This window comes from Prochlorococcus sp. ALOHA_ZT_50 (genome assembly GCF_022447305.1).
Taxonomy (GTDB): Bacteria; Cyanobacteriota; Cyanobacteriia; order PCC-6307; family Cyanobiaceae; genus Prochlorococcus_A.
Genome location: NZ_JAKVCI010000006.1, coordinates 69178 through 89509, shown reverse-complemented (window position 1 = coordinate 89509; position 20332 = coordinate 69178). Strand labels below are relative to the sequence as shown.

At 28.3% G+C, this 20332-nt stretch carries 26 protein-coding genes; 20 read left to right on the top strand and 6 right to left on the bottom strand.

Annotated features, from left to right (window positions below):
* A partial coding sequence (locus tag MK115_RS01840) for an RNA-binding protein (protein WP_287608642.1) occupies positions 1 to 296 on the bottom strand: 296 nt, incomplete at its 3' end.
* Between the two features lie 367 nt (positions 297 to 663).
* On the opposite strand from MK115_RS01840, the gene MK115_RS01835 reads away from it, so the two are divergent.
* From MK115_RS01835 to MK115_RS01825, 3 genes are all read left to right on the top strand, one after another.
* Positions 664 to 858, top strand: coding sequence for a hypothetical protein (locus MK115_RS01835; RefSeq protein WP_025931807.1), 195 nt, complete (start codon positions 664 to 666; stop codon positions 856 to 858).
* A gap of 158 nt (positions 859 to 1016) precedes the next feature.
* Entirely contained in the window at positions 1017 to 2339 is a 1323-nt protein-coding gene (locus tag MK115_RS01830; protein WP_287608639.1) for a Rieske 2Fe-2S domain-containing protein, read from the top strand.
* A 104-nt stretch (positions 2340 to 2443) separates the two neighbouring features.
* Positions 2444 to 3232 (top strand): ABC transporter ATP-binding protein, encoded by a 789-nt coding sequence (locus tag MK115_RS01825; protein WP_287608637.1) that lies wholly within the window; start codon positions 2444 to 2446, stop codon positions 3230 to 3232.
* On the opposite strand, the gene MK115_RS01820 is transcribed toward MK115_RS01825, so the two are convergent.
* Positions 3225 to 3413 carry a hypothetical protein gene (locus MK115_RS01820; RefSeq protein ID WP_287608636.1) on the bottom strand — a complete coding sequence of 63 codons (189 nt, stop codon included), beginning with the start codon at positions 3411 to 3413 and terminating at the stop codon, positions 3225 to 3227. The two genes, MK115_RS01825 and MK115_RS01820, sit on opposite strands and share 8 nt — an antisense overlap.
* 153 nt (positions 3414 to 3566) lie before the next feature.
* Here MK115_RS01820 and MK115_RS01815 point away from each other — a divergent pair, with 153 nt between their 5' ends.
* Together MK115_RS01815 and MK115_RS01810 are read left to right on the top strand one after the other, a co-directional pair.
* Positions 3567 to 4154 (top strand): Crp/Fnr family transcriptional regulator, encoded by a 588-nt coding sequence (locus MK115_RS01815; RefSeq protein ID WP_025933439.1) that lies wholly within the window; start codon positions 3567 to 3569, stop codon positions 4152 to 4154.
* 4 nt (positions 4155 to 4158) lie between these two features.
* Positions 4159 to 4449: a hypothetical protein gene (locus MK115_RS01810; RefSeq protein ID WP_287608633.1), complete on the top strand. Its 291-nt coding sequence runs from the start codon at positions 4159 to 4161 to the stop codon at positions 4447 to 4449.
* Here MK115_RS01810 and MK115_RS01805 read toward each other — a convergent pair.
* On the bottom strand, positions 4435 to 4989 hold the full coding sequence (locus tag MK115_RS01805) for a ferritin (RefSeq protein ID WP_287608632.1): 555 nt from the start codon (positions 4987 to 4989) through the stop codon (positions 4435 to 4437). The two genes, MK115_RS01810 and MK115_RS01805, sit on opposite strands and share 15 nt — an antisense overlap.
* A gap of 243 nt (positions 4990 to 5232) precedes the next feature.
* Complete coding sequence (locus tag MK115_RS01800; RefSeq protein ID WP_287608630.1) at positions 5233 to 6291, bottom strand: ABC transporter ATP-binding protein; 1059 nt, start codon at positions 6289 to 6291, stop codon at positions 5233 to 5235.
* A gap of 95 nt (positions 6292 to 6386) precedes the next feature.
* Between MK115_RS01800 and nth the strand changes: the two genes are divergently transcribed.
* The 3 genes from nth to MK115_RS01785 are packed head-to-tail and all read left to right on the top strand — an operon-like array spanning position 6387 to position 7950.
* Entirely contained in the window at positions 6387 to 7040 is a 654-nt protein-coding gene (gene nth, locus MK115_RS01795) for an endonuclease III (RefSeq protein WP_287608628.1), read from the top strand.
* A 35-nt stretch (positions 7041 to 7075) separates the two neighbouring features.
* Complete coding sequence (locus MK115_RS01790; RefSeq protein WP_025955632.1) at positions 7076 to 7735, top strand: SDR family oxidoreductase; 660 nt, start codon at positions 7076 to 7078, stop codon at positions 7733 to 7735.
* 26 nt (positions 7736 to 7761) lie between these two features.
* Positions 7762 to 7950, top strand: a complete 189-nt coding sequence (locus MK115_RS01785) for a hypothetical protein (protein ID WP_002805798.1) — start codon at positions 7762 to 7764, stop codon at positions 7948 to 7950.
* Between the two features lie 10 nt (positions 7951 to 7960).
* Here the strand turns inward: MK115_RS01785 and MK115_RS01780 are convergent, their stop codons facing one another.
* A complete protein-coding gene (locus tag MK115_RS01780) occupies positions 7961 to 8572 on the bottom strand; it encodes a PCC domain-containing protein (RefSeq protein WP_287608623.1) in 612 nt (203 codons plus the stop codon).
* Positions 8573 to 8756: 184 nt separating this feature from the next.
* Here MK115_RS01780 and pgsA point away from each other — a divergent pair, with 184 nt between their 5' ends.
* Entirely contained in the window at positions 8757 to 9296 is a 540-nt protein-coding gene (gene pgsA, locus MK115_RS01775; RefSeq protein WP_287608622.1) for a CDP-diacylglycerol--glycerol-3-phosphate 3-phosphatidyltransferase, read from the top strand.
* Here the strand turns inward: pgsA and MK115_RS01770 are convergent.
* The gene (locus MK115_RS01770) at positions 9270 to 10190 is read right to left on the bottom strand and encodes an NAD-dependent epimerase/dehydratase family protein (RefSeq protein ID WP_287608620.1); all 921 of its coding nucleotides are present in this window, start codon (positions 10188 to 10190) and stop codon (positions 9270 to 9272) included. The genes pgsA and MK115_RS01770 overlap by 27 nt on opposite strands.
* A 92-nt stretch (positions 10191 to 10282) precedes the next feature.
* On the opposite strand from MK115_RS01770, the gene hisA reads away from it, so the two are divergent.
* The 11 genes from hisA (at position 10283) to leuB (ending at position 20298) form a co-directional block, all read left to right on the top strand.
* Complete coding sequence (gene hisA, locus MK115_RS01765; protein ID WP_287608618.1) at positions 10283 to 11050, top strand: 1-(5-phosphoribosyl)-5-[(5-phosphoribosylamino)methylideneamino]imidazole-4-carboxamide isomerase; 768 nt, start codon at positions 10283 to 10285, stop codon at positions 11048 to 11050.
* 79 nt (positions 11051 to 11129) lie between these two features.
* Complete coding sequence (locus MK115_RS01760) at positions 11130 to 12746, top strand: DUF3685 domain-containing protein (RefSeq protein WP_287608616.1); 1617 nt, start codon at positions 11130 to 11132, stop codon at positions 12744 to 12746.
* 14 nt (positions 12747 to 12760) lie between these two features.
* Complete coding sequence (locus MK115_RS01755; RefSeq protein WP_287608614.1) at positions 12761 to 13309, top strand: thylakoid membrane photosystem I accumulation factor; 549 nt, start codon at positions 12761 to 12763, stop codon at positions 13307 to 13309.
* A 9-nt stretch (positions 13310 to 13318) separates the two neighbouring features.
* Entirely contained in the window at positions 13319 to 14485 is a 1167-nt protein-coding gene (locus MK115_RS01750; RefSeq protein ID WP_287608612.1) for a hypothetical protein, read from the top strand.
* Positions 14486 to 15541: a hypothetical protein gene (locus MK115_RS01745; protein ID WP_287608611.1), complete on the top strand. Its 1056-nt coding sequence runs from the start codon at positions 14486 to 14488 to the stop codon at positions 15539 to 15541. It abuts the gene before it with no gap.
* The gene (gene ruvX / locus MK115_RS01740; RefSeq protein ID WP_287608609.1) at positions 15538 to 15999 is read left to right on the top strand and encodes a Holliday junction resolvase RuvX; all 462 of its coding nucleotides are present in this window, start codon (positions 15538 to 15540) and stop codon (positions 15997 to 15999) included. The genes MK115_RS01745 and ruvX overlap by 4 nt, the downstream gene beginning before the upstream one ends.
* Before the next feature lie 26 nt (positions 16000 to 16025).
* A complete protein-coding gene (locus MK115_RS01735) occupies positions 16026 to 16562 on the top strand; it encodes a DUF3727 domain-containing protein (RefSeq protein WP_011818296.1) in 537 nt (178 codons plus the stop codon).
* Between the two features lie 5 nt (positions 16563 to 16567).
* Complete coding sequence (locus MK115_RS01730; protein ID WP_287608605.1) at positions 16568 to 17062, top strand: YqeG family HAD IIIA-type phosphatase; 495 nt, start codon at positions 16568 to 16570, stop codon at positions 17060 to 17062.
* Positions 17059 to 18141, top strand: coding sequence for a glutamate 5-kinase (gene proB, locus MK115_RS01725; RefSeq protein ID WP_025958901.1), 1083 nt, complete (start codon positions 17059 to 17061; stop codon positions 18139 to 18141). Before MK115_RS01730 ends, proB begins: the two co-directional genes overlap by 4 nt.
* A 20-nt stretch (positions 18142 to 18161) precedes the next feature.
* Complete coding sequence (gene lpxD, locus MK115_RS01720) at positions 18162 to 19196, top strand: UDP-3-O-(3-hydroxymyristoyl)glucosamine N-acyltransferase (protein ID WP_287608601.1); 1035 nt, start codon at positions 18162 to 18164, stop codon at positions 19194 to 19196.
* Positions 19197 to 19224: 28 nt separating this feature from the next.
* The gene (gene leuB, locus MK115_RS01715; protein ID WP_287608599.1) at positions 19225 to 20298 is read left to right on the top strand and encodes a 3-isopropylmalate dehydrogenase; all 1074 of its coding nucleotides are present in this window, start codon (positions 19225 to 19227) and stop codon (positions 20296 to 20298) included.
* The last annotated feature ends 34 nt before the right edge of the window (positions 20299 to 20332 follow it).

Below are 20332 nucleotides of genomic sequence, written 5' to 3'. Positions count from 1 at the left end.
ACCTGGCAATTATTTTCTAAATCATTAACTATTGAATTTTTTAGTAGAGAATAATCTATAAACTTATTGAATTTATTATTTTTAAATTCCTTATTAGTCTCTCCAATAGCAAATGCCAAAGCTCCTTCATAAGAAATACCGAATTTGGAAGTGTTACAGTAAGTTCTTGTGAACTTATTAGAAATCTTTTTAGTATACTTTTCAAGAGTTTTTGAAGAAGTATCTAATGAGTAAACTGGACTACTAAATAGAAAAAGCAAAGTTAAAGTGAAGATCGCAAAAACTCTTTTGATCATAATATTTCTAAAATTGCAAATTTAATATAGTTTAGAATTGAACTCTGGCGACTATGTTTTATTAAAAATATAGAAATTAAAAATTTATTAACCAAAACAGCTATTTCATATTTTGGAAGATAAAAACTCTCTAAATGAGTATTTTATAGTTTGAATTTTTTTTGGTAGTTTTTTTAAAAAACGCCTAAATGCTTTTGGCATAATAAAAAATCCATATCAATAATTAATAGATAACAAATAATACATGGGTATTCAATAAATAATTATCCAAAAATAAGTAAATTAATTATTAAATATATGGATTGAGCTATGGAAATGTATTTGAACATGAATTATTGTTTAATTAAGTATTAAATACAAAATTAATATGGCACTACCAGAACTTATTTATGCTCCTATAGATGGCGGAACAATACATAGATATGAAATTAGTGGTGGCAAGAGAAAATTTTTAAGATTTATAGGTTGTTATTTGGGTCAATGCAATTTCCACAAAAATATTGATGATGCTATTGATTACATAAAAAATTTGAAAGAATCACAAAAGATACAAAAAACATGAAATAAAGATACATAGATACGATAGAGACTCAATATTTTTCGATAACTACATAATTATTGCTACAAATAATAGAGAATTTTCTTTTTATAAGAAATTGATTATTTACTTGGGTTATAGTTCCGAAAGATAAACAGTCATTTAAAAAAAGAAATTAATTTATGGAAAACAGACAAATTAATTTTTTTAAATCAAAAGACTTTAATACCGTTCTTAAGCCATTTAAAAAAGGAACGGTAGTAAAAATTGACTCGTTTGATATTAGAGAAAATCAAAAAGAATTAAATATAGGTTTATTTGGTTGGTATGCAATTTGTCCCTCTAAAGAACTAAAAAAAAATAAGCTATATTATTTTTCACTCTATGATGAGCCTCTTGTTCTTTATAGAGATGAAAATAAAAACGTTAGGTGCATTAAAAATATTTGTCCACATAGAGGGGCCTCCTTTTTTGGAGGGACATTATCAGATGGAGTAATAACCTGCCCATATCATGGAGCTAAGTTTTCATCTGGAGGAAGTTGCCAAAATCTCGACAGAATAACATGTCGCCATATAGTTGATAATAACTACGATAACTACGCCAAAAGAATTCATTTATCTCAATACAAAACTTCAGAAAAAAATGGATATATTTTTGTACATTTTTCTAAAAAATCTGAGACTGATTTAAATAATATAAGTGAAGATACACCTATAAGTAACTACGAATTATATGAAAATGGTTTTTCACATAAGGATTATGTCTTTGAGGAGGTATTAGTCGACTTCAAATGTGATTGGTCAAGGATTATTGAAAATCACCTAGATATCCTTCATATCTTTTGGGTTCATGGCGATACAATCCCAGATAAAGATGTGAATAAAAACGTATTAGTTAGTTTTAACCAGAAAATTAATATTAATCCCTCATACATTGAAAGTATTTATTATTACAAGAATGACCCTACAAAAGAATTTATTCGGATAAAGTACATACCTCCAGGAAGGATATTAATTTACAAAGGCGATCCTTCCTCATCAAGATATTTACAAGTTTTAGATCATATCCCTCTAGGAAACAACAAAGCAAGAGTGATAGTAAGACACTACAGGAAATTTCTACAAAATAAACTGCTTAATAATCTCTTATTATTTAAAGAGACTCAAAGAAAGATTTTTTATAAGATATTCGATGAGGATTATATGATTTTAAAAACACAAACATATAATCACGATATGGGATTTATAAGTAAGGATGAAATAAAATTATTGGGAGAAGATAGGATAATAAATTATTTTTGGAAGTGGTACAAGAAGTCTGAAGATAAAGATGAACCATGGAAAAATATTAACAAAACCCAAAATCTTGATGTATATGACAAAGTGATATTGAAATATCCTCCTGAGATAAAGAAGTTAGAAATTGCAAATAATATAGATATTATTAGAAAAACATTTGTAAGATTTGCTGCTCCGCTTATATTTTTTATGTTAATAATATAATTTATGAAGAAAGTAAATAGACCTTCATGGTTGAATTGGCTTTATCTTTTTATATTTATTTTAAGCTCGATTCAATTGATTATATTTTGGAGTAATAAGTTTTAGTGTTTAATAAATTTTGGTTTGACGCAAAAAATATAAATTGTTTTAAAAATGGCTTTAGAGTAATTAAAGATTTAAATTTAAAGATATCTTATTCAGAAAATGTAATATTAATTGGACCAAATGGTTCAGGTAAATCATCCTTAATTGAAATAATTAATAGAAACATATACCCAGTAGTAGCTAATGAATCGAAACTGAAGATATTTGACAAAGAACTTATAAATTTATGGGAACTAAGAAAAAAAATAAGTACCGTAAATAATGATATAAAAAATAGAATAAATCCAAATTTACAAGTTTTTGATTTAATTTTAAGTGGACTATATGGAAGATATTGTTACGTACAAAATAAATCTGAAAGAGATTCTTATAAGGTGGAAAAAATCATGAAGAAAATGAATATTTCTAATTTATCTAAAAAGAATTTTTCCTATTTATCAGATGGAGAAAAACAAATTTCTCTCATTGCAAGGGCATTAATCAAAAAACCGGAAATCTTAATCCTAGATGAACCAATTGCAAATTTAGATTATAAATCAAAGTTTTTTGTAATTGATAAGGTTAATGAATTATCAAAATTAAATACTAAAATTTTATGCGTCACTCATGATATTTCAACGATTACCAAAATTTATGACCGGGTCATAATGCTAAAAGATGGCAAAATAATCGCTGATGGAGATCAAAATAAGGTTATGAATAGTGAAAATTTTAATAAGTTATTTGGTATTCAAGTAGAGGTAACTAATAATAATGGACTTTGGAATATAAACAGATTATCTAAATAACAATTATAAAAATAGCTATCGCAATAGCAAGAAATACTAATTTTTTACTTTTTAAAAATGAAGAGGATTTATTTTTAAATGAAGAAGATCCACATTTAGAGCAGACAATCTTACCTCCTAAAGATCGGTCTGAGACGAATGAAGAACTTCCACAATTAAAGCAAACTCTATTTATGGCCATTTAAAATAAAATATTTTGCAATTCTACCTAAATTATATTCCTAAATACTATGTAAAGAAAAACTTCAGAATTGTTATGATAATGAGAATCTATTGCAATAAGTAATTTTTTAGTGCATAATTGATAATAATTCTCATTATCATATTCAAATAAATGAATTTCCATAGTTATGGAGAATCTCCGTCAAAATCAGTAAGGATAATAACTGGACAATCCGTATTAATAGATCCTTCATCAAGACCAAAAGGGACATGCCTAGAAGTTGAAAGTGGAATTGCAAGAGTTTATTGTCCATGTGAAGAAACTGAAGGAATGACACTCGCATTTTTACAATCAGGAGATCAATTAAGAACAGACCTTTTATGTAGCGAAGGTGTCTGTGTTGAAGCACTAACAGATTTGTCTTTTCACAGCAATGTAAATATTGATGAGAATATTGGTTTCGATGCAGTAAATGAATGGACTTTGCAACTCCTTAGGATTAGACACTTAGGAAATGCAGAACAGCGATTACAAGCGTTGTTTTCAATACTAGTAAATCGTCTAGGTAGAAGATGTGGTCAATGGTGTGAGTTACCTTTTAGGTTAACTCATGAAAGGATTGGTGAATTAATCGGTTCTACACGAGTAACATCAACAAGATTAATTTCTAAATTAAGATCATCTGAGTTATTAATAGCTCCTATTGGAACCCAAACAGTCAGTGTTGCTCCTTCTTTTATTGAAACATCGCCGCTATAAAAATATGAAGGAATCACAATCACTTACTAACAACTTGTTAATGGAAGTTGATGTTTTATCGAATAGACTCAGAAATATCAAGCAATCCTACAAAACTACAGAAAATAAAGCATTGAAGGGAAGGTTATTTTCTGAAAACAAAAATATTTTTAAAAGAGTTAATGAGATTTATAAAATAGCTGAGCTCTTAAATAAAAACAATACTGAGAATATTAACTTTTCTAATTTACTTGTTGAAATAACGAAAAGAACATTGAATGAAAATAAATTTGAAAGTAATCTATTTTTTCTTTAAATCACTATCTATCAATAAGATTGCAGAAGGTTGATTAGAAGCAAACTTTACTTTACCAAGTATGTTTGCGAATTCATCTTCTGATTTTGTTTGAGCCTCAATGATTGGATCTAAAAATACGTTGGTTCTTGTATCTGAAATTCTTTCTGAAATAGAATAAAGTTGTTGCAGAGATGAAGTTAAATCAGCCTCCATGTTGAAAGAATAAGAAATCAGATCCTCTATTGAATCCCATGTTTGAACTGGTGCAGGAATTTCATCTAATTTTACGCTTTGTCCTCTTGCGATTAAGTAATCTGCAAATTTCTGAGCATGTTCCATTTCACCTTGTGATTCACTTAGAAAATGAGAGGCAAATCCATTTAAATCACGTTCTTGAAACCATAGATACATAGAAAAATATTGAACATTGGCATATCTTTCCATTGTTAGATGTTCAAAAATGTTATCCAATAAACTATTGTCTATCGGTTGAGCAACAGCTCTTCCAGATGGACCAAAATTAATTAATTTCTTTAACTTTAGATTATTTTCTTTCATTGCCATATAAGAAACTAATTAAATAATACAACATTTTGTATAAATTAGTAATTAATTAATCCTTTAAATTAAATTAAATAATATGATAATGAAAATCAATCTCAATACTATAAATGAATTTACAGTACAGATTTTCTGAACTGCTATTAACTAATAAAATATATAACAGTAAAAAAAAGAAATGTAAAAAGAAAAAATGCTCTAATTGGAAGGGGGGCAAGTGTAATTGCCTATAAAAAAAGTCTATATATATTCCTTATATGCTCCAGGATATAAAAAATAATAACTATTTTTATTAATAGAAAGAGAACATTTATCGCCATTATTAAGGAGATTATTAATATCAGTTCTAACCCTTAATATGTTTCCATTAATAGATACTTTATATATAAGAAATTCTCCAAGAAATTCTTTAGATATAACAATCGCATCACCAGATTCTGATCTTTTAATTGAAATAAATTTAGGCGAAATTGACATACTTTTGATACCTGTATTTTTCAAATACTCTGAACAATTTATTTCACCTAAACAAGAAATATATGAATTACCATTTTTTTTGAGATTAATAATATTATTACCCAAAATAAAACTACTAACAAATATGGTCTTGGGATTATTTAGAAGGTTAATTGGTGTATCAATTTGATGTATTTTCCCATCATTCATAACGGCGACTTTATCGCAAATTGACATCGCTTCTTCCGGATCATGAGTAACCATCAATCCGCTTGCATTACAACCTTTTAGGATATTAGGGAGTTCACTTCTCAATTTTAGTTTGACATGCATATCAAGACTACAAAAAGGTTCATCTAATAAAATAAAATTTGTACCTGGAGCAAGAGCTCTCGCAATTGCGAGTCTTTGTTTTTGGCCTCCAGACAGTTCATGTGGGTACCTTCCAACAAAACTATCAAGACCAACAACATTTAATAAATAATCAACTCTAGATCTGTCTTTTTTGTTTTTCAAACCAAAAATTACATTTTCCAAAACAGTTAAGTGAGGGAAAAGTGCATAGTCTTGAAAAACCATACCAATATTTCTTTTCTCAGGACTAAGAATTTTTTTCCTACTTGAAATTTCCTTATCATTTAGAGAAATCCTCCCTTTAGAGGGATATTCGAACCCCGCGATTAATCTTAAAAGAGTAGTTTTTCCGCAACCAGAAGGACCAAGCAACCCTAACAATTCGCCATTTTCAATTTTCAGGTTAATTTCGTTTAATATCCAATTTGAACATTCTCGCTTATCATATTTATGATGCAAATCATCAATTATTAACGCATCATTTTTCACTAAGTTCTTCTTATTCAAATATATTAAGTTAGCAGAAAATATTCACCTAAAATATCCCTTGTATAATTTTATACACCATTTAATTTTCAAATTTAATGAGAAAGTCTGAAAGAGCAGAAATAATACGCAAGGAACTCAAAAAGCTATATCCATCGCCTCCAATACCCCTTGATCATACAAATGCATATACACTTCTAGTCGCCGTAGTTTTAAGTGCTCAATCAACAGATAAGAAAGTTAATGAATTAACAAAAAGCTTATTTAAAGTTGCAGATAATCCAGAAAAGATGATGCAGCTAGGTATTAATGGCATTTACGAATACATAAAATTTTTAGGTCTATCTAATCAAAAATCAAAGAACATCTATAACTTATCTAAATTATTGATTGAGAAGCATAATGGTACGGTCCCAGATTCTTTTGAGAAGCTTGAATCTCTTCCAGGGGTAGGTCATAAAACAGCATCAGTTGTAATGTCTCAAGTGTTTAAAATACCCTCATTCCCAGTAGATACTCACATACACAGGTTGGCACAAAGATGGGGCCTATCAAATGGCGATAGCGTAGTTCAAACAGAAAAAGACCTAAAAAAAATATTTCCTGTTAATGATTGGAATACCTTACATTTGCAAATAATCTTTTATGGCAGAGAATACTGTACAGCAAGAGGCTGTGATGGAACAAAATGTTATTTATGTCGCACTCTTTATCCCAAAAGAAAAAAGAAATTTATATGTAAAAAGCCTTAAGAAATTTATATAATATTTAAATTAGTTTTTTAATCATGAAAATAGCAATTACTGGTGCATCGGGGAAAACAGGTTATAGAATTTCCGAAGAAGCAGTTAAGAAAGGATATAAAGTAAGGCAAATCATCAGAAAGAATTCAAAAGTCTCAGCAGGACTAGAGCGTTTAGAAACAATTAGGGTTTCATTAGACAAAAAAGGAGAACTTGATGAAGCTTTAAAAGATATTGATGCTTTGATAATTGCGACTGGAGCGAGAGCATCATTAGATTTAACTGGTCCTGCAAAGGTTGATGCATTAGGTGTATACAGGCAATTAGAGAGTTGCAAAAGAGTTGGTATTAAAAGAGTTATTTTAGTTAGTTCCCTTTGTACTGGTAAATTATTTCACCCATTAAACTTATTTGGTTTAATTCTTATTTGGAAGAAATTAGGTGAAAACTTTCTACGCAATTCAAATTTTGAATGGACTATTATTAGACCTGGAGGATTAAAGGAAAATGAAGATATTAAATCAGAAAATATAAATTATTCAAAAGAGGATACTCAAATTAATGGATCAATCCCAAGAAGATTAGTTGCGCAATGTTGTATAGATTCTTTAAAAAACAAAGAATCCATAAATAAATTAATAGAAGTTACAAGTTCGAATGATAATAAAAAGATATCTTTTAAAAAAGCTATGCAAATGATTTAAAAGATGTAAATATATAAATTAAAACTATGAAAATAAATCCCAAAATTGACGCATTACAATTAATGCTTACTGATTTAAGAACTAGAAATGAGCCAATAAGACATAAAGCTGCATTTAAAGGCTGTCAACCAGAATTTCAAAGTCTTGTATCAAGATTAATAAAGCAGTTAGAGGACGAATTAGTTGCTGAAAAGCTTACTAATCGTGATAGTTAAAAAATTTAGATTACTTAAATGAAATTAAGTTATCCAATTTTGCTTGTTCTGAAAGTTCATCATATCCTCCAAAAAATTTATTATCCAAAAATATTTGAGGGAAAGTATTATGGCTACTTTGAGCCATTATTTTTTGAAAGCTCTCATCATTGTCTATTAAAGTAACTTCATGAGGGATAGATAAAGAATTAAGCAACCTAATTGCTCTTTTAGACCAAGGACAATCCTTTAAAATATATGCTTTTACACGTGATTCATTAGTGATTAAATCATGATTTGAGATATTAATAATTTTCTGTTCAAAAGAAAGTAATAATATATCAGTACCTTTTTTTACAATACATCCCTCCTCAAGATGCCCGCCAAACACATTACATCCCTCATCTGCAAAACTCAAATGTAAATGAACATCTCCTTTATTAAAATGTCCGTTTAAAGAAACTATCTCTAGATTTCCTTCAAATTTATTTATCTCTTGATTACCTGGGCATTGAATACAAACTGTTCTAAGATTACCAACCACTCCAGAAACATACCCGTATAAATTATTCGATAAAGAATATTCTTTAATTGAATTTATCAAATCAGATTCTGGAGATAGCTTTAGGCTATGAGGCTGCATTAGATATAAGGAATAATTTTGTAATATAAAACATCATCATTCATAAAGAGAAGTTGAGTTTATAATCTTTAGGATTCAGATTTAAATTAAATTTTAGAATCTAGCATCAAAAACCATTTAAAATTTTTACTAAAAATTTAAGCTTGTTGAGAGTGTAATATATTTTTTATATACAAAAACTAATTTGTTATTAAGAAAAAATCTTAAAAATTTGGCATTGAATATTCCCAATTTATTATCGATATCTCGCCTTTTCCTTGTATTTCCATTAATACTTTTTTTAGAAATTAACAGACCTTTTTATGTCTTTATATTGATTATTATTGGAGGTTTAACTGATTATTTTGACGGGTTAATTGCAAGGAAATTTAATCTTAAAACCAGATTAGGAGCTATCCTTGATCCCTTAAGCGATAAAGTATTCTATTTAATTCCTTTGACCTTCCTTTGTAAAAATAATTTTATACCCTTCTGGTCTTTGTCATTAATTTTATTTAGAGAATTAATTATCTCTAGCCTAAGGAACTCTACAAAAGACGGTTTACCAGCATCAATGTTAGGAAAATATAAAACATTTTTCTTTTTTATTTCAGTAATTACCTTCTTTACACCATTAAAAATTAGCTTATTGAATAATTTGGCTTTAATTTTTTATTGGTTAGGATTCATCCTGACTTTTGTGACTTTATTAGGCTATTTAAGAATTAAAAAGAATATTATCTGAATTTTCATCAAACTCCTCACTCTTTTTATTATTAAAATCATTCACAAAACTATCCTTTAGACCATTAAGTAAATCAAAAGTTGGCGCCCACTCTAAATCACGTTTTATCTTAGAGATATCAGTCTGATAATGATTTAATCTAATTGGAAATCCCTTTCGAGACTTAGGATCTAATTTTTGATAATCAAATGTTCTTAAAGAAATCTCATTTTGGTTTAATCCAAGAACATTCGCACAGAAATAAATTAAACCCTTGATTGTTACTCCTTTTTCACCTGAACAATTGTAAATATTATTTTTGGAATTTTCAAAATTTATGCACCTAATCATTACATCAGTTAGATCCGAAACATGGCCTAGCTGAGTAATTAAAGAACCGTCACCAGGGATTGGTATAGATTTTTTAGTAAATAACCTTTCAAAAAACCAATTTTCAATTTTATTATAATTTCCTGGTCCATAAATATAAGTAGGTCTAAAACTTGTAAAAGGAATTTTTTGGTTTTTTAACCAATTTTCTGTCTCAAACTTTCCTTTGTGCCTACTTTCTGGATCAATTGGATCAACTTCGGATAAGGGTAGTTCACAATTATCTTTATAAACACCTGCAGAGCTGACATATATATATCTCTGGAAAGAGTTATCTAAATTTTCTATAAGAAGTTTGGTTTGTTCTAACTCTCGTCCAGAAATATCAAAAACAACATCATACTTTTCATTTCTTAGCTTGACGATATCTTCTGAATTATTTCTATCACCCTTAATTAAATTTGTTTTTTCAGGATTACTTTTATTACCTCTCGTGAAAATATCAATATCATAATTTTTACTTAATAACTTTCCAACCAAAGACTTGCCAACAAATCTAGTGCCACCCATTACAAGAATTTTCATATTCAAAAAATATTTAACTGAAGTAGTAATCTTAAATAGAATTACATATTGAATAGTACTACTAATAAGTAATTAATGAAAAGGATGATTCTATGGACCTAATACCAGCAATTGATTTAATGAATGGTAAGTGTGTAAGGCTTTTTAAAGGCGACTTTAATAAAAGAAAAGACTTCACCAAAGAGCCTCATGAGCAAGCTAAATTTTGGGAAAGCGAAGGGGCAAAATATATACATATAGTTGATTTGGATGCTGCAAAAACTGGATCCCCAACAAACGATAAATCAATAAAAAAGATTGCAAAAACAGTTAACATACCTATTCAAATAGGTGGGGGGATAAGGTCTCAAGAAAGGATAGAACAATTATTTTCTTATGGTATTGAGAAAGTTATCATGGGAACCTCTGCAATAGAAAATAAAGAACTAGTTAAAGACTTATCAAATAAATTTCCTGGAAGGATAATTGTTGGGATAGATGCAAAAGATGGAAAAGTTAGTACAAGGGGTTGGCTTGAGCAATCTAATATTTTTGCCACAGATCTAGTAAAGGAGTTTTCTTCATTTAAAATTGCTAGTTTTATTGTTACAGATATAAATACAGATGGGACGTTAGAAGGGACAAATGAAGAATTCATAAAAAGCATACTTGAAATTACAGATATTCCAGTAATAGCCTCAGGAGGTGTTGGTTCAATTTCTGATTTATTATCGTTAGTAAAATTTGAAAACTCTGGACTCTTTGGAGTAATTGTAGGTAAAGCTCTATATGAAAATAAATTCACGATAAACGAAGCGAATAATGTATTGTCATCAGAGAGATTAAATGACTTTGATTTAAACAGAAATTACTACGCTTAAAAGAGTATAAAAATTGATTTAAGGCTGGTGTTTGCAGTAATTGTTAGTTAATTTTGTATAAGAGATAAGAAATCTAGTCTTGGAATTAATTTCAAAAAAATCGATATTGATTATTGCTCCAAGCTTAATAGCAGAATCTTTATCGCTTAAGTTAACATCACTAGACCAAAATTTAGACATTAATTTTAATAATGGAACAGGTGATAAAACTCCGGATTTAGTTATATGGAATGTTCTTAATTTCCAATCAGAAGATCTTATAAGGTTAGAATTATTAAAATTAAGAGAAAGATATGATGAGTCAAAGTTTCTTATAATTCTCTCTGGCGAACTTGTTTATGAAGCAAATACCCCTCCATCGTTAAATGCTGAAGGTTTTCTTTTAAATCCCAGTGCAGAAAAAGTTCTTGAATCTATTGATACCATTTTAAATGGAGGAAGGGTATTTGATATTGAAAATAATTCCCGAGTTCAATTAAACAAAAATAAGCCTCTCTCTTTTAGTCAAAAAATTCTAACTTCAGGTCTTAAACAAATAGATTCTGAAATTAATTATATATTCAAATATGTCAACTCTGATTCAACACCAGAATTTTATAAATTCATTTTAAAAGGAAGATTAAGAGAACTTATTACTGCAAAATCTTTTCTAATTTTCTTATGGGGTAATTCACTAGAACTTTATACAGAGGCAGTTTACACTGAAAATAAAATTAATCTTGAAAATAAGAACACTGTATTCATTAAAGATAAAAACACTACAGAAATATGGAATTTAATTTTAGATAGACTAAAAGAAAGGTATAGCTCAACTAACTTACAGGTTGAATTTAATAATTCATCAATAATTCTCTCTGGGATAAAGAAAGAATTCATTTCACGACTAATTTGCAAAATGTTAGATGAGTTAGATAATTTAGTAAAAAATATTAAGGAAAACTATAAGGAGAAAGATTTTAAAGATGATTTAAATTCTCTTATAAAAGAACTTAAAGTTAATACAATTTCAAATATCACAGACAGCTATTTTCGATTAAAAAAAGGAAGCGAATCTATTTCAATAAATGATTTTATTTATAGTGAGGTAAGTTGCGAAGAGATAGATAGAGAATCACATGAATCAATAATGTTTATTGAGCCAATTATTAAAAATGAAGCTCTTGACTATGATGGAAAATTACTCCCTCTATATGAAACAGAATCGTTTTTGATCCTTGAAAATATAATTTCAAATTGGACAATAAGGAACTGTAATTTATTAGCTTCTGAAATCTTTAATATTTGTTCTTCTTGGCCTGAATTAAGAACTGTACTTATAAATCCCGAATTACAATCGACAAGAAATTTTGAAAGATTTAGAAATAATATTAATAACTACAATCGCTGGCATGACTATATTTATATGCCTATCTACTTGTATGAGAGTAAACGAGAATATATTGATATTATCGATAAAAAATTTACCCGTTACTTTAAAAATGAAAATAGGGAGAAAGAATTAGAGAATCTAGAATGGCTACAAAAACAAGTTACATTGTTAGTTGAGATAAGAGATGCCGTAGCACCGCAGTTAGAAGTTGCTGTAAAATATATCGGTAATCTTTTCGTAACTTTCCTTACAAAGGTCGTTGGCAAAGCTATCGGTTTAGTTGGGAAAGGAATCCTTCAAGGATTAGGAAGATCAAGTTCAAAGTAAGTTTTTAAACTTTAATGAAAATAATTCAATGGATCCTAATAGCATTAATTTTCTTAAGTCCATATAAAGCAAATGCCTCTAGAGATTCTGATAGTTACGATGGCAACATCTTTCCTATATACGCAGGTAATGGGGCTATAGTTCCTCCCCAGACAACTCTTCAGGAATCATTAAAAAATAAAAGAGTCGCAGTTTTATTTTTTTATCTTGACGATAGCTCAGATAGTAAAGCTATGGCTCCGATAATATCTGGTTTAGATTTGATATGGAGAAATAATATAGATATCATTGCTCTAACTACTGATGAATTACAGGATAAAGAAAAGTCTGATCTTAGAAATGAACCTAATTATTATTGGAACGGATTAATTCCACAAACCATTATTTTAAATAGTGATGGTGAAGTTAAATATGATAAAAATGGAATGATTAATATCGATGAATTAAACAAAGTTATAGGAGAACTAAAAGGAATTGATATAGAAGATACGACATTTTCTGTAGAAAGTTTTAATGAATACAACAGTATCATTTCTGAAAAAAAAGATAAAAACAAAAATTAATTAAAAAAAATGATATTAATAAATATCCTCTTAGTTCTTTTAATTTTTTTAATTCTTTCAGATTTATATATTAAAAACTCACCCAAATCAAAGTTAAATCTGGTACCTATAAATTACAAAATCAAAAAAAAGGATGGTTTAAACGAATTAATTATTGATTTAAAAATAACTAATAAAAGTAAAACCAAAGAGACGATGGTTTCTAATATAAATTTTGAATTAGATTTTTTTAAAAGTAAAGGTAACGAATATTGCCAAAATTTTAATTATCAAGAAGATATTTATATATATGAAAATAATAAAATTAAGAATTTAAATAATTACTGGCCAACAACAATTATCAAGTCAAATTCAGAATTATTTGTAAGAATCATATATAAATTTAGCAATAATAATTTTAGAAAAAAAATAAAATATCTATGGTTAAAAGTATATTGGGAGAACTATGGACATTTTGGTATTTCAAATAATAAGGATTGTTTGTTAATTAATTTAGATGGTCAAAAACAAAGGCCGAAAGAAGTTTTTGAAATTCCAATAAATAATAAATATAAAGCTTTTGCTATTAAAACTGATTTACTTGGTTGCTTTGATAACCCAGTAAATACTGTGATTGAATACTGCAAAGGAATTGTAGAAAAAAATGATATTTTAACAATCGGTGAGAGTCCGCTAGCGATTATGCAAAATAGATATATTTCCCCTCAAAATTTAGAATATAGTTTATTTTCGAAAGCTTTATGTTATTTTTTTCACCCTACAAGCAGTCTCGCAACAGCTTGCGGCATGCAATTATTAATAAATAGAATCGGAGTCACAAGAATAACCTTTGCACTATTTGTTGGATTTCTCTTCAAATTAGTTGGTATTAAAGGTATGTTTTATAGGTTAACTGGTTCAGAATCATCCCTCATTGATGATATAAGCGGCACAGTTACACCTTACGACAAGAGTATAGTTATGGGTCCTCTCAATGCGGATTTATTTTGTAAGGAGGTCTCGAACTATCTAAATATAGATGTTGCTGTTGTCGATGTTAATGATCTTGGAGGTGTGAAAGTCTTAGCTAGTTCAAATAAAAAAGTAAATAAAATACTCAAAAGAAACTTAATATCTAATCCAGCTGGCAATGGAGATGAAAAAACCCCTATAGTATTAATAAGAGAAAAAAAGTAAATGAAAAAAGATACCTCTTATTCTTTTCAATCTAAAAAAGGAATGGAAGTAACTTTTGAAGAACTCCATATAAGGCACATTAATCTTTTAATAGATATTAAAAATAAGGAATTGAATAATTGGTTTTTAAAGATGGCAATTATAAATACCTTTGATGACTTAAAAATTTTTTTAAATAATCTTAAGAAAAATAAAAATAAATGCATAATTGCTATATATGGAAACGAAATTATTGGTTATTTGAATATTTTTCCTTTAAACAAAAAAGAGACTTGCTTAAAAATATCTAAGCCCAAGTTGATTAATAGCAAGTGTTCTTTAACAGATAAACAATTAACTTTAGGATTGATAAAAAAATCTATCTCAATAAAAGACATCAAAACTTCAAGTTGGATAATTAACGCTGATATAAATAATGTTGACCTCATATCAACCTCAAGAGAATTAGGCTTTCAACCGTTAGGAGAGATAATCCTTTGGGATGGTTCTGATCTAAATAAACCTAAAAATCAAAATACCAATGCCTATACATTAATTAATGAATTCCAAAACATTAATAAACAAAATATATTAAAAATAGTTAATTTCATAAGATCAAATCAATCTCCCTTAATAAGAAATATTTTAGATTTTGATCAAGACGACATTCTTAAAAGAAATAACTCTAAGAGTGGTGCCTTAATATATGAAAATTCAGTTTTATGTACAATTTTAAAAGATATTAATTATCAAAATGAAGAAATTTATACTTTAACTATAAGTAGATATTGGGATAAGAGATTCAATTCTATTTTAAAAGAATTTATAAAAAGATTTTTTGAAAAATCACCTGTTTCATATTTAAAAACCTATAAAGAAAATTCTCAATTAAATCTTTTTCTCGAAGAATGTAATCTCAAAGAAAAAAATCAAGAAATAATTCTTATCAGGAACACAATAGTTAAGAATGAAGCCAAACAAGTAAATATAATAAATCAATCTTTGGAATCAATCTTTGAAAAATTAAGTCCACAAGGTAATCCATATCCATCTCCTTTTCCATTAAAAACAAAGTGAAATTTTGCAAACCCAAACCCAAGTCAATTTTGAGTTTGGATATAGGTACCAAAAGAATAGGATTAGCTTATTGTGATCCCCTCTGCATAACATCAAATATACTTCCAGCAGTAAAACGGTTTGAAAATAATCAAGAGATTAAAATCATTAGAAATTATATAAATGAATTTAATTTGACTGGGTTTATTGTGGGTATTCCACTAGATGAGGAAGGTCAAATGACCACTCAAGCTATTGACTGTAAAAATTACGGTCAATTACTTTCAAATGAATTAAAGCTTCCATTTTCTTACGTCAACGAACATAGTTCAACTTGGGAATCTTCAGATAGATTTGGAATAAAAAAAGATAAATCCGGATTGATTGATAGTTTTTCAGCAAAAATAATACTTGAACAATGGATCGAAGAAGGTCCTGAATTAGAAGAAATAGCTGGTAAACGTCAGATAAAATATTAGTATTAAAAAGGATAGATAATTTTTAAATGAAAGAAGCCAATTCAAATGATAATTATGATGCACAGACTCTTTTATTAAATGACTCAAATGGAAACGAGCTATTTTGTTATCTTGAACAATTAGTAAGTGTTGAAGGCCAAGAATATGCTTTATTAACGCCAGTTGATACTCCAGTAAGTCTTTTTAAGATAAATGAAAAAGATGAACCTGAACTAATTGAGAAAATAGATAAAAATGAACAAATACTAAAAAATGCTGAAGCAGTTCTTCAAGAACATGATTTAAGACTTATCAGATCAGCAGTTACATTAACAGTATCAGGAGAACTTGAAGAACCAATTTACGATGAATTAGAAGAAGATTACGTCGATGATGATAGTGAGAGTTATGAATTGCTCGTTAACTTTAATCTTTTTGACCAAGAATATGGCTTATATATACCACTAGATCCTTTTTTTATTGTGGGTAAATTAAAAGACAAAGGTGCCTTATTAGTTGAAGATGATGAGTTCGATAAAATTCAACCTTTGATTGAAACTGAGCTTGAAAAAAGTAGTTCTTAAAATAAATGAGATCTATCCTAAAAGTCAATTGGGATTCAAACTTACCAATATATAATATTTCTCAATCTGAGTTGCAAAAAAAAGGAATTAATTCTTTATTGCTAGACGTGGATGGGACTCTAGTAAATAGAAAATCAAATATGATCCCAAAAGCTGTAAAAAATTGGATCATAGAATCTAAAAAACTTTTCTCCTTATATCTAATAAGTAATAATCCATCAAAAAAAAGAATCGCAAAAATAGCGAAAGAATTAAATTTAAGGTATAAATACAATGCATCAAAACCAAGAAAAAAAGTAACTTTGTCTGCTATCAAAGAAATTGGCAGAGAGCCAAAAAATATAGCCATTATTGGCGACAGAATTTTTACAGATATTATTGTTGGGAATAGATGTGATATAAAAACAATATTAGTTAAGCGATTAAATAGAGATGGCTTGCCTATAAAATTTAATTTAACTTTGACAATAGAAAAATTAATTTCTCATTTTATAAAATGAAAACTTGGGTTATAAAAATTGGTACTAGTATTTTAAGAGGAACAGAGGAAACATCTACAGAAGAAGTTATTGAAAACCTTTCTAGATCCTTTACAAGTTTTCTTTCAAAAGGAAACAAATTAATTTTAGTAACTAGTGGAGCCGTTGGATTAGGTTGCCAAAAATTAAATATTAAAACGAGACCAAATGATTTAAGTACCCTTCAAGCTACTGCTGCAGTAGGTCAAGTTAATTTAATGTCCTTATACGATAAAGTATTTAATAAATTAGGTCATAATATTGCTCAAATTTTAATAACTAAAGCTGATTTCAATTCACGAGAATCCTTTAATAACGCTTCTAAAACTTTAAAAAAATTAATCGATTTGAATGTTATTCCAATAGTAAATGAAAATGATACCGTAGCAAATGAAGAGCTTAAATATGGAGATAATGATACCCTCTCTGCTTTAGTTGCCTTGGCTATAAATGCTAACAAGCTTATTTTATTAACCGATATTGAAAATCTATACTCAAAAGATCCACGTAATAATAAAGATGCGCAACCTATTAAAGAAGTTCATAATAGTGAATTAAAGGAAATTAAAGATAAAAATATTCAAAACTCAAATAATGAATGGGGAACAGGAGGAATTTCTACAAAATTAATTTCTGCAGAAATAGCAACAAAAGGAGGAGTCGAAGTCCAACTAGTTGATGGAACTAATAAAAAAAACTTAATTGAAATATTTAATGATAATAAAATTGGAACTTTATTTTATCCAGTAGAAAAACCTATTGGAAACAAAAAAAGTTGGCTTTCACATGCAATTCAAACAGTAGGGAAAATTACTTTAGATGATGGCGCTTCTTTTGCAATTAAAAAAAAAGGTGCCTCACTTTTAGCGGTTGGTGTTAAGAATGTAGAAGGAAACTTTACGATTAATCAGGCAGTTAAAATCGTAAATACAAATGATAAAGAAGTTGCAAAAGGTTTAGTATCAATAAGTAGCGACAAATTAAGAAGTATCTTAAATAATAAAGAAAATAACAACTCCTCGATAATTGTCGTACATAGAGATGTTCTTGCTCTCTCTTAGAAAAAAATTAAAACTGAAAAATGCTTTTAAGTGATTTAGTTGATCTAATAAAAAAAGGAAATTCAAATTTTATTAGTGCCAATATTTTCGAAGATTTAAATATAGATGATGCTGCCTCATTAGATGCTGCAGTTAAACATCAAATATCTTTTTTAGAAGAAAATAATATCCTTAAAGAAAAATTAGATCAAACTAAAGCATCAGCAATAATAACTACTAACAACGATGAAATCGTTAGTGCCCTAAAGAAACTCAATATATCAAACATAATCGTTAAAAATCCAAGAATTGCATTTGCAGAAGTATTGGATTGTTTATATAAAACTATCAATTTCAAACCAGGAATTCACGCTTCAGCGGTTATAGATAAAACAGCAATAATTGGAGCAGATTGCCATATTGGACCTAATGTCTATATTGGAGAAAATACTGTAATTGGAGACAATAATCATATTCTTCCTGGATCATCAATTTTAGGCAATGTTCGAATAGGAAATAATAATATAATTCATCCAAATTGTGTTATTTACGAAAATACCACTCTAAAAAATAATTGTGTAATTAATTCAAATTCTGTTATTGGATCAGAGGGATTTGGTTTTATTCCTAAAAATGGCAAATGGGTAAAGATGCCTCAAAAAGGTGGTGTAAAAATAATGAGTTTTGTAGAAATTGGAACGAATTGTTGTATTGATAGACCCGCAGTTGGATTTACTTTTATTGATGAGGGAACAAAGTTGGATAATTTAATACAAATAGGTCATGGAGTAAAAATTGGAAAGAATTGTGCATTTGCAGCTCAAGTTGGTATCGCTGGAGGAGCAAATATTGGAGATGGTGTTATTTTGGCAGGGCAAGTAGGAGTCAATAATAGAGTAAAAGTTGGTAATAATGTCATAGCGAGTTCAAAATGCGGAATCCATTGTGACATAGAAGATGGCAAGGTAATTAGTGGTTTCCCCGCGATGGAAAATAAATCATGGCTAAGGAGTTCAAGTATTTTTAAAAAATTACCAGAATTAGCAAAAAAACTTAGACAATTAGACAAGCAATAATTTATTGTTCTATTAAACAAAAATTTAAATGAAGAAATATAAGATTGTTTTATTGTCAGGAGACGGAATTGGACCAGAGATTTCAGAAGTTTCAAAAAAAGTTTTAAAAAAGCTTTCAAAAAATCATAATTTCGATATTGAGATTATTGAAAAATTATTTGGAGGGATAGCTTATGAAAAATATGGGACTCCTGCTCCAGATGAGACACTAGATCAATGCAAAAAAAGTGATGCTGTACTTTTAGCATGTGTTGGAGATATTAAATATGACTCTCTTGCAAGAGAATTAAGGCCAGAAAGTGGGTTACTAAAGTTAAGATCTGCCCTAAACCTTTTCGCAAATATCAGGCCTGTCAAAATAAGAAAATCTCTATTAGATGCAAGTACATTAAAAAAAGAAATCGTTGAGCATGTAGATCTTATTGTTGTAAGAGAATTAATAGGGGGAATTTATTTTGGAAAACCAAGAGGACATATAACAAATACAAAAATCCCAAAAGCTTTCAATACGATGGTTTATGATTCGGCCGAAATAGAGAGAATAACTGAAATAGCAATAAAAATTGCTAACCAAAGAAATAAAAAAATATGTTCTGTTGATAAATCAAACGTTCTTGAGGTTAGTCAATTGTGGAGAGATACAGTTTTAAATATCACCTCAAAAGATAAAAATATATCTCTAAGCAATATGTACGTTGATAATGCAGCAATGCAATTAGTTAGAGATCCTGGTCAATTTGATGTGATTTTAACTAGTAATTTATTTGGAGATATTTTAAGCGATTTAGCCGCAATGTTAACTGGTTCTATTGGTATGCTTCCATCTGCTTCTCTAAACAATAATGGGCCAGGAGTTTTTGAACCTGTTCATGGTTCGGCTCCTGATATAGCTGGTAAAAACATAGCGAATCCTATAGCAATGCTTTTATCTGCTTCCATGATGTTAAAAATTGGATTAAATGAAGAAGAAGCTGCAGAAAATTTAGAAACTGCCATTGATAAAGTTTTATCAAAAGGATTTAGAACAGCAGATTTAGCTGATGGGTCTTCTGAAGTTTTATCTTGCAGTGAAATCGGAGATAAAATAATGGATGAAATTTAAAAAAAAATTAATAAATAAAAAAATATTTTTAAGT

Bases quoted from the DNA above. Each gene is read 5' to 3' on its own strand.
- MK115_RS01835 (WP_025931807.1), top strand. From the start codon at position 664: ATGGCACTACCAGAACTTATTTATGCTCCTATAGATGGCGGAACAATA.
- MK115_RS01830 (WP_287608639.1), top strand. From the start codon at position 1,017: ATGGAAAACAGACAAATTAATTTTTTTAAATCAAAAGACTTTAATACC.
- MK115_RS01820 (WP_287608636.1), bottom strand. From the start codon at position 3,413: ATGGCCATAAATAGAGTTTGCTTTAATTGTGGAAGTTCTTCATTCGTC.
- MK115_RS01815 (WP_025933439.1), top strand. From the start codon at position 3,567: ATGAATTTCCATAGTTATGGAGAATCTCCGTCAAAATCAGTAAGGATA.
- MK115_RS01810 (WP_287608633.1), top strand. From the start codon at position 4,159: ATGAAGGAATCACAATCACTTACTAACAACTTGTTAATGGAAGTTGAT.
- MK115_RS01805 (WP_287608632.1), bottom strand. From the start codon at position 4,989: ATGAAAGAAAATAATCTAAAGTTAAAGAAATTAATTAATTTTGGTCCA.
- nth (WP_287608628.1), top strand. From the start codon at position 6,387: ATGAGAAAGTCTGAAAGAGCAGAAATAATACGCAAGGAACTCAAAAAG.
- MK115_RS01790 (WP_025955632.1), top strand. From the start codon at position 7,076: ATGAAAATAGCAATTACTGGTGCATCGGGGAAAACAGGTTATAGAATT.
- MK115_RS01785 (WP_002805798.1), top strand. From the start codon at position 7,762: ATGAAAATAAATCCCAAAATTGACGCATTACAATTAATGCTTACTGAT.
- MK115_RS01780 (WP_287608623.1), bottom strand. From the start codon at position 8,572: ATGCAGCCTCATAGCCTAAAGCTATCTCCAGAATCTGATTTGATAAAT.
- MK115_RS01770 (WP_287608620.1), bottom strand. From the start codon at position 10,190: ATGAAAATTCTTGTAATGGGTGGCACTAGATTTGTTGGCAAGTCTTTG.
- hisA (WP_287608618.1), top strand. From the start codon at position 10,283: ATGGACCTAATACCAGCAATTGATTTAATGAATGGTAAGTGTGTAAGG.
- MK115_RS01755 (WP_287608614.1), top strand. From the start codon at position 12,761: ATGAAAATAATTCAATGGATCCTAATAGCATTAATTTTCTTAAGTCCA.
- MK115_RS01750 (WP_287608612.1), top strand. From the start codon at position 13,319: ATGATATTAATAAATATCCTCTTAGTTCTTTTAATTTTTTTAATTCTT.
- MK115_RS01745 (WP_287608611.1), top strand. From the start codon at position 14,486: ATGAAAAAAGATACCTCTTATTCTTTTCAATCTAAAAAAGGAATGGAA.
- MK115_RS01735 (WP_011818296.1), top strand. From the start codon at position 16,026: ATGAAAGAAGCCAATTCAAATGATAATTATGATGCACAGACTCTTTTA.
- MK115_RS01730 (WP_287608605.1), top strand. From the start codon at position 16,568: ATGAGATCTATCCTAAAAGTCAATTGGGATTCAAACTTACCAATATAT.
- proB (WP_025958901.1), top strand. From the start codon at position 17,059: ATGAAAACTTGGGTTATAAAAATTGGTACTAGTATTTTAAGAGGAACA.
- lpxD (WP_287608601.1), top strand. From the start codon at position 18,162: ATGCTTTTAAGTGATTTAGTTGATCTAATAAAAAAAGGAAATTCAAAT.
- leuB (WP_287608599.1), top strand. From the start codon at position 19,225: ATGAAGAAATATAAGATTGTTTTATTGTCAGGAGACGGAATTGGACCA.